This window comes from Rhodococcus sp. (in: high G+C Gram-positive bacteria) (genome assembly GCF_049299235.1).
In the GTDB taxonomy this organism is placed as follows: Bacteria; Actinomycetota; Actinomycetes; order Mycobacteriales; family Mycobacteriaceae; genus Rhodococcus.
In genome coordinates, this window is record NZ_JBAQXC010000216.1 from 1 (window position 1) to 7,098 (window position 7,098).

8 protein-coding genes and 1 pseudogene are annotated in these 7,098 nt (G+C 68.3%); 3 read left to right on the forward strand and 6 right to left on the reverse strand.

Features of this window, described 5'->3' with window-relative positions; all coding sequences use genetic code 11:
• Window positions 1–67 precede the first annotated feature (67 nt).
• Window positions 68–325 carry a WhiB family transcriptional regulator gene (locus WAX14_RS12455; RefSeq protein WP_422628374.1) on the reverse strand — a complete coding sequence of 86 codons (258 nt, stop codon included), beginning with the start codon at window positions 323–325 and terminating at the stop codon, window positions 68–70.
• A gap of 412 nt (window positions 326–737) precedes the next feature.
• Here WAX14_RS12455 and cofD point away from each other — a divergent pair, with 412 nt between their 5' ends.
• From cofD to WAX14_RS12470, 3 genes are read left to right on the forward strand one after another with little or no spacing between them, the layout of a single operon-like run.
• On the forward strand, window positions 738–1,727 hold the full coding sequence (gene cofD / locus WAX14_RS12460; protein WP_422628369.1) for a 2-phospho-L-lactate transferase: 990 nt from the start codon (window positions 738–740) through the stop codon (window positions 1,725–1,727).
• Entirely contained in the window at window positions 1,727–3,097 is a 1,371-nt protein-coding gene (locus WAX14_RS12465) for a coenzyme F420-0:L-glutamate ligase (protein WP_422628375.1), read from the forward strand. The genes cofD and WAX14_RS12465 overlap by 1 nt, the downstream gene beginning before the upstream one ends.
• A 2-nt stretch (window positions 3,098–3,099) precedes the next feature.
• Entirely contained in the window at window positions 3,100–3,720 is a 621-nt protein-coding gene (locus WAX14_RS12470) for an NUDIX hydrolase (RefSeq protein ID WP_422628370.1), read from the forward strand.
• Here the strand turns inward: WAX14_RS12470 and WAX14_RS12475 are convergent.
• The 5 genes and pseudogenes from WAX14_RS12475 to WAX14_RS12495 form a co-directional block, all read right to left on the reverse strand.
• A pseudogene (locus tag WAX14_RS12475) lies at window positions 3,646–3,987 on the reverse strand (enoyl-CoA hydratase-related protein); the annotation flags it as partial. The gene WAX14_RS12470 and the pseudogene WAX14_RS12475 sit on opposite strands and share 75 nt — an antisense overlap.
• A 22-nt stretch (window positions 3,988–4,009) precedes the next feature.
• On the reverse strand, window positions 4,010–4,801 hold the full coding sequence (locus WAX14_RS12480; RefSeq protein ID WP_422628371.1) for an SGNH/GDSL hydrolase family protein: 792 nt from the start codon (window positions 4,799–4,801) through the stop codon (window positions 4,010–4,012).
• Between the two features lie 42 nt (window positions 4,802–4,843).
• The gene (locus tag WAX14_RS12485; RefSeq protein WP_422628372.1) at window positions 4,844–5,929 is read right to left on the reverse strand and encodes a sugar phosphate nucleotidyltransferase; all 1,086 of its coding nucleotides are present in this window, start codon (window positions 5,927–5,929) and stop codon (window positions 4,844–4,846) included.
• On the reverse strand, window positions 5,926–6,846 hold the full coding sequence (locus tag WAX14_RS12490; RefSeq protein ID WP_422628373.1) for a glycosyltransferase: 921 nt from the start codon (window positions 6,844–6,846) through the stop codon (window positions 5,926–5,928). Before WAX14_RS12490 ends, WAX14_RS12485 begins: the two co-directional genes overlap by 4 nt.
• A gap of 77 nt (window positions 6,847–6,923) precedes the next feature.
• On the reverse strand, window positions 6,924–7,098 hold a 175-nt coding region (locus WAX14_RS12495), incomplete at its 5' end, for a sugar nucleotide-binding protein (protein ID WP_422628376.1).

The window sequence follows — 7,098 nt, forward strand, 5'->3', positions numbered from 1 at the left end:
TCGTGTTTCCGGCCCTCACACCGGCAATCCACCTGGCCCGAACTCCCCGTACCGGACCGGCCCCATCTCAGACGATGCCCCGCTTGAGGCGACGCCTTTCCCGCTCCGACAATCCGCCCCAGATCCCGAACCGCTCATCGTTGGCAAGGGCGTACTCGAGGCATTCATCCTTGACCTCGCATCCCAAACAGATCCGCTTGGCCTCCCGCGTCGATCCGCCCTTTTCGGGGAAGAACGCTTCCGGGTCGGTCTGCGCACACAGCGCGCGGTCCTGCCACTGTTCCTCGACGTCGGACGGATCCGAAAGTCCCGCAATAAGACTCAACGTCGTCGACGTCGACTCCCGGTCGTTCACGTCTTCGGCACAGTTGCCCTCGACTGCAGTATCGATCCGAGTGTCCTCGAACCATTCGCGCTCGTCGGCCATACACGCCTCCTCACCTGCAGCGCTGAATCCTTCACAATTCGGGGTCTACCCCCACGCGCCGTTCCACGAAGCGCGGCTACATGTGGGAATTCCCATACGATCCCGCATTTCGACTATCCGGAATGACACGTATGTGATTAGACACGTTGGGCGTGTCGCGGTCAAGCCGAATGGGAGATCTCGCATACCATCGAGCGCTTCGGAGTTGGTCACGCTACGCTCCGCCCAATTCACCCTATCGGGTTCTTTACAGTTCTCCTCATCGGACGGTGCTTCACCGGTGACGAATCGGACCACCTAGGCTTGCCCCGTGAACGTGACTGTATTGGTCGGTGGCGTCGGCGGGGCCCGGTTCCTCACCGGCCTGCGCGCGCTGCTCGGCATCGACACCGGCCGAGACCTCGTTGCGGAGGCCCCGCACCGCATCACCGCGATCGTCAACGTCGGCGACGACGTCTGGATGCACGGGCTTCGCATCTGCCCCGACCTGGACACGTGCATGTACACGCTCGGCGGTGGCATCGACCCGGAACGGGGATGGGGCCGCACCGACGAAACGTGGAATGCCAAGGAGGAACTCGCCGCGTACGGAGCCGACCCCGACTGGTTCGGCCTCGGCGATCGCGACCTGGCGACCCACCTGATCCGCAGTCGAATGTTGCGGACCGGATATCCGCTCTCGGCGGTCACCGAAGCGTTGTGCGCCCGCTGGAAGCCGGGGGTGACCCTGCTGCCGGTGTCGGACGACCGCAGCGAAACCCACGTGGTGATCACCGATCCCGCCGACGGCGAACAGCGCGCGATCCACTTCGAGGAATGGTGGGTTCGGCACCGCGCCACCGTCGAGACGCACTCTTTCGCGCACATCGGCGCTGCCGACGCGAAACCTGCACCGGGAGTGCTGGAATCGATAGGATCGGCGGACGTGGTGATCGTCGCCCCGTCCAATCCGGTCGTGAGCGTCGGAGCGATCCTCGCGATTCCCGGAATCCGCGGCGCCCTGCGCACCACTGCGGCGAAGGTCATCGGACTCTCCCCCGTCATCGACGGGAAGCCGTTGCGCGGTATGGCCGATACGTGCCTCGACGTGATCGGCGTCGCATCGACCGCGGAAGCGGTAGGACGCTACTACGGTGCCCGCAGCGGCACCGGCATCCTCGACGGCTGGCTCGTCCACGACACGGACCACGCCGATGTCCCCGGCGTCGCGGTCCGCAACGTCCCCCTGCTCATGACCGACCCTGCTGCGACCGCGGACATGGCGCGCGCCGCACTCGAACTCGCCGGAGTCAGCCTGTGATGTCCCCCGATGCCACCGCGGGCGCCGACGTGCGCGACCACGCCCCCGGCCGGTCGATCGAGATCATCCCCGTCGTCGGCCTGCCCGAATTCCGACCCGGCGACGATCTCGCAGGCGCGATCGCCGACGCAGCACCCTGGCTCGTCGACGACGACATCCTCGTCGTCACCAGCAAGATCGTCTCCAAGGCGGAGGGACGCATCTTCGAGGCCCCGACCGACCCGGACGCGCGCGACGCCGTGCGACGGCGGTTGGTCAGTCAGGAAGCAGTCCGTGTCCTCGCCCGCAAGGGGCGCACCCTGATCACCGAGAATCGTCTCGGGATCGTCCAGGCCGCATCCGGGATCGACGGCTCCAACGTCGACTCCGGGGAACTGGCACTGCTCCCGGAGAATCCCGACGGCAGTGCCGCCACACTGCGCGAACGACTGCGCACGCTGCTCGGAGTGCGCGTCGCGGTAGTCGTCACCGACACGATGGGTCGTGCATGGCGCGTCGGCCAGACCGACGCGGCGATCGGCGCGGCGGGTGTGCCGGTCCTGCACGGCTACGCCGGTTCCCGCGACGCCCAGGGCAACGAACTGCTCGTCACCTCCGTCGCCCTCGCCGACGAACTCGCTGCCGCGGGCGACCTGGTCAAGGGCAAACTCGGCGGCGTTCCGGTGGCGGTGGTGCGCGGACTCGAACCGATCGACGACGGTTCCACCGCACAGGACCTGATTCGTCGCGGCGACGAGGATCTGTTCTGGCTCGGCGCCGACGAAGCGCTCGAGCAGGGCCGCCGGGAGGCGCTGCTGTTGCGTCGGTCCGTGCGTGCCTTCTCTGCGGAACCGGTCGATCCGGAGGATCTGCGGGACGCGGTCGCCGACGCGCTCACCGCGCCGGCCCCGCATCACACGCATCCGGTCCGATTCGTGTGGGTACGCACCGAGCAGGTGCGCCGCCGGTTGCTCGACCGGATGCGCGACCGCTGGGCCGACGATCTCACCGGCGACGGTCTGGACTCGGCCACGATCGAACGCCGTCTCGCCCGAGGTTCGATTCTCTACGACGCTCCCGAACTGCTCGTTCCGTTCTGGGTACCCGACGGCGCCCACCGCTATCCCGATGCAGAACGAACCGCCGCCGAGGCCACCATGTTCACCGTGGCGGCCGGCGCAGCCGTGCAGGGGCTTCTCGTCGCGCTCGCCGTTCGCGGGCTGGGTAGTTGCTGGGTCGGATCGACAATCTTCGCCGCCGATGTGGTGCGGGAAGAACTGAGCCTGCCTGCCGACTGGTCGCCGCTCGGCGCGATCGCGGTCGGGCATCCGATCACCGAACCCGAGCCGCGCGAACCCGCACCGGCCGACGCGGCACTGCTGGAGTTGTAGCGATGTCGGCACGGTCACTGCACGAATCCGCCACCGAGCGACTCGCGGCCTGGAACACCGATTCCGCCGACGCCGAATCGCTGCGGCACACCATGCTCGCGTTCCTCGGCTCGGCACCCGACGGTTGCATGCGCGCCCACGTGCCGGGACACATCACGGCGTCGTCGCTGGTGCTCGACGCGGAACATCGCAACGTGCTGCTCACTCTGCATCCGAAGGTGGGCCGGTGGATTCAGCTCGGTGGGCACTGCGAAGAATCCGACGACACCGTCGTCGACGCGGCACTGCGTGAGGCCACCGAGGAATCGGGTATCGACGGACTCGTCATCGACCCGGCGTTGCTGTCGGCGCACACCCACCCGATCACGTGCTCACTCGGGGTTCCGACCCGACATCTCGATCTGCGGTTCCTGATCACCGCACCGGCAGGTGCGGTCCCGGTGCGCAGCGCCGAATCCACCGACCTGCGGTGGTGGCCGATCGACGTGCTGCCCGACGACGCCGAAGTCGACACCATCGAGCACCTCGTGGCGTTGGCGGCGGCCCGGTCAACCGAACGAGCCGTGCCGACCGGAACCGGCAGCGAACCGGGCCGCACCGTCCACCGCGCCGGCCGCCGATGATGTCGTGCCCCGCCGGAATTCGTTGAGCATCGCCTGATCCTCGGTCAGGCCCGCCTGTTCGAGCATCGACAACCGGTCGTGCCGCAGGCAGGTCTGCGGGAATCCGGCGATCTCGGTGGCCAGCGCGACGGCCGCGTCCAGCGCCGTCCCCGGCGGAACCGTCCGGTTCACCAGACCGATGTTCAGGGCCTCACCTGCGGTGACCGGCCGGCCGGTCAGGATCAGGTCTGCCGTGACCGGACCGACGGTACGGACGACGACCGTGCCGGGGGTCATCCCCGCAGCCTACTCAGGCGACCGGCGAGCCGCCCCGGTTCACCGACTGCACCGGGGCGAGCGCCGGTCGTTTGGCGCTGATGCCGTCACCGGACGACGTGCCCCGAACGCGCCGGCCGACCCACGGCACGAGGAAGTCCCGCATCCACTTCAGGTCTTCGCGCCGCTGCTCGACGGGCGCCGGCTCCGGATTCGGGCCGAGCACGACCGGATCGATACCGTGCTCGACACCGAGTGTGCCGAGCACCCGTACCGCCATGTTCCGATGTCCGAGTGGCGACATGTGCAGGCGATCGAAATCCCACATGCGGTAGTCGCGGTACTCACCGAACCGCCAGTAGTCGACGAGTGTCGCGCCACGCCGGTCGGCGACCTCGCGGACGAGTTCGTTGTACGTCGCGATCCGTCCGCGCAGGTGCCGGAACACCGGTGCCCAACCCACGTCGTACGCGGTCCACATCAGGACGGTCGCTCCGGTCGCGGTGAGCCTGCTGATCGCATCGTCGTAGTCGGCGATCATCGCGTCGAGGTCCAGCTTCGGTCGCATGACATCGTTGCCACCGGCGTAGACGGTGACCAGATCCGGTTCCAGCGCGATCGCCGCGTCGACCTGTTCGGCGAGGATCTGCCGCATGAGCCGTCCACGGACCGCGAGGTTCGCGTACATCAGATCCGGTTCGTTGCCTGCGAGTTCGTCCGCGACCCGATCGGCCCAGCCACGTACACCGTTGGGGCTAGCCGGATCCGGGTCCCCGACACCTTCGGTGAACGAATCCCCTAGGGCCACATACCGTTCGAATGTCACTGCCAACTCACCCGCATACTCGGTCGATCATATTCACTACGGTCAGACGTCGGTGCTGAACCGGACTCCACCGTCGGGAAGGGTCACGCCGGGCCACACCCGCGCGCCACGCAGAAGCTCACAGCGGGCACCGATGTCCGCCCCGTCACCGATCACCCCGTCACGGATCAGCGCGCGCGGTCCGACCCGCACCCCGAAGCCGATGATGGACCGCTCGATCACCGCACCCGCCTCGACCTTCGCGCCGTCGAAGATCACGGCGCCGTCCAGCCGCGCCCCGGCACCGATCTCGGCGCCGCGTCCCACCACGGTACCGCCGATCAGCAACGCACCGGGAGCAACCGACGCGCCCGGATGCACGAGCGATTCGCCGCGCTGCCCGGTGAGCGCGGGCGACGGCGCGATTCCGCGAACGAGGTCCGCCGATCCGCGCACGAAATCTTCCGGGGTGCCCATATCGCGCCAGTACGCGTTGTCGACGTGCCCGAATACGCGCTTGCCGTCGGCGAGCAGCGCCGGAAACACCTCGCGCTCCACCGACACAGGACGCCCCGTGGCGATGGACTCGATGATGTCGCGTTTGAACACGTAACAGCCCGCGTTGATCTGATCGGTCGGCGGGTCCTGCGTCTTTTCGAGGAACGCGGTGACCCGGCCGTCCGCGTCGGTGGGCACGCATCCGAACGCGCGAGGATCGCCGACCCGCACCAGGTGCAGGGTCACATCGGCGTCCGTGCGGGTGTGGGTGTCGAGGATCGCACCGAGGTCCGTGCCGCCGAGGACGTCACCGTTGAACACCATGATGTTGTCGGCGCGCAACTTGGGCAACACATTCCGGATACCGCCGCCGGTGCCGAGCGGTTCGGTCTCGGTGACGTACTCGATCTCGAGACCGAGATCGGAACCGTCCGCGAAATGCTCCTCGAAGACCTCCGCTTTGAAGGAGGTGCCGAGCACGACGTGCTTGATTCCGGCCTCACGGATGCGGGCCAGCAGGTGCGTCAAGAACGGCACACCCGCGGTGGGCAGCATCGGCTTCGGCGCCGACAACGTCAGGGGCCGCAGGCGGGTGCCTTGACCCCCGACCAGGATCACCGCATCGGTGTGCGGCGCGGCGTCACTCGTCATCTCGTCTCCCCTGGTCCACTGGTCCAACTGTCCGACACTGCTCCGGAGGTACCGCGATCGCGCTCGCGCACCGCCGCGGCGACCACCAGTTTGGACCGCGCCGCGAGTCCTACCCGCAACGCGCCCCGCAGCGGAGCCTGCCACAGATGTGGGTGCCGATCCGCCTGGAAACGGTAGGCACTCTCGTGATGGGCAGGCAACATCAATTCGGGATGACGACCGGCGGCGTGCCCCTTGGCGTGGGTGACCTCGGCATCGGGAATGTAGACGTTGCGCCAGCCGGCACGACCGAGCCGATCCCCGAGGTCGACATCCTCCATGTACATGAAGTAGCGCGAGTCGAAACCGTCGACCGTGTCGAAGGCGGCGCGGCGCAGCAGCAGGCACGATCCGGACAGCCAGCCCACCTCGCGTTCGGTGACCGCCTCGTTGTCCTGCCGGTAGCGCCGAGTCCACGGGTTCGACGGCCACACCGTGCCGAGCAGAGCGTGACCGGCACCGGAGACCAACGTGGGCACGCTGCGCGCGGACGGATAGATGCTGCCGTCGGGTTCGCGGATGAGGGGACCGAGCGCACCGGCCCGCGGCCAGCGCGCAGCGGCCTCGAGCAGCCGGTCCAGCGAACCCGGACCCCACCGCACATCGGGATTGGCGACGACGACGAACTCGGCCGACGGATCGACCTCGGCGACGGCACGGTTCACCGCACCGCCGTAGCCGATGTTGCCGCCGGTGTACAGCAGCCGCACATTCGGATGCGCGGCTTCGGCGGCTTCCGGCGCCCCGTCGGTGGACCCGTTGTCCGCCATGATCACCTGCGTCGACAACTCCGTCGCACCCGTCAGCGTCGCCAGGAAGTGTTCCAGGTGCTCGCCGGGCGAATAGGTCACCGTCACCACGGCCAGCTTCGCACTCACCCGCGACACATTAGCGGCCCCGCCCGAGTGCGCCGAATCACGCATGCCGTCCTCGTTCACCGCGCCCGTCTCGCAGGTCACCCCCGAACCTCCGCCGCGTGCAGAGCATCGTGCAGTGCGTCACGCCACGGGCGCAGTGGCGTGAGACCGGCCGCAGCCCATGCGCTGCCGTCGAGCACCGAATACGCCGGGCGGGGCGCGGCCCGCACGAACTCGGCACTGCCGCACGGCCGGACCCGCTCGGGGTCCGCG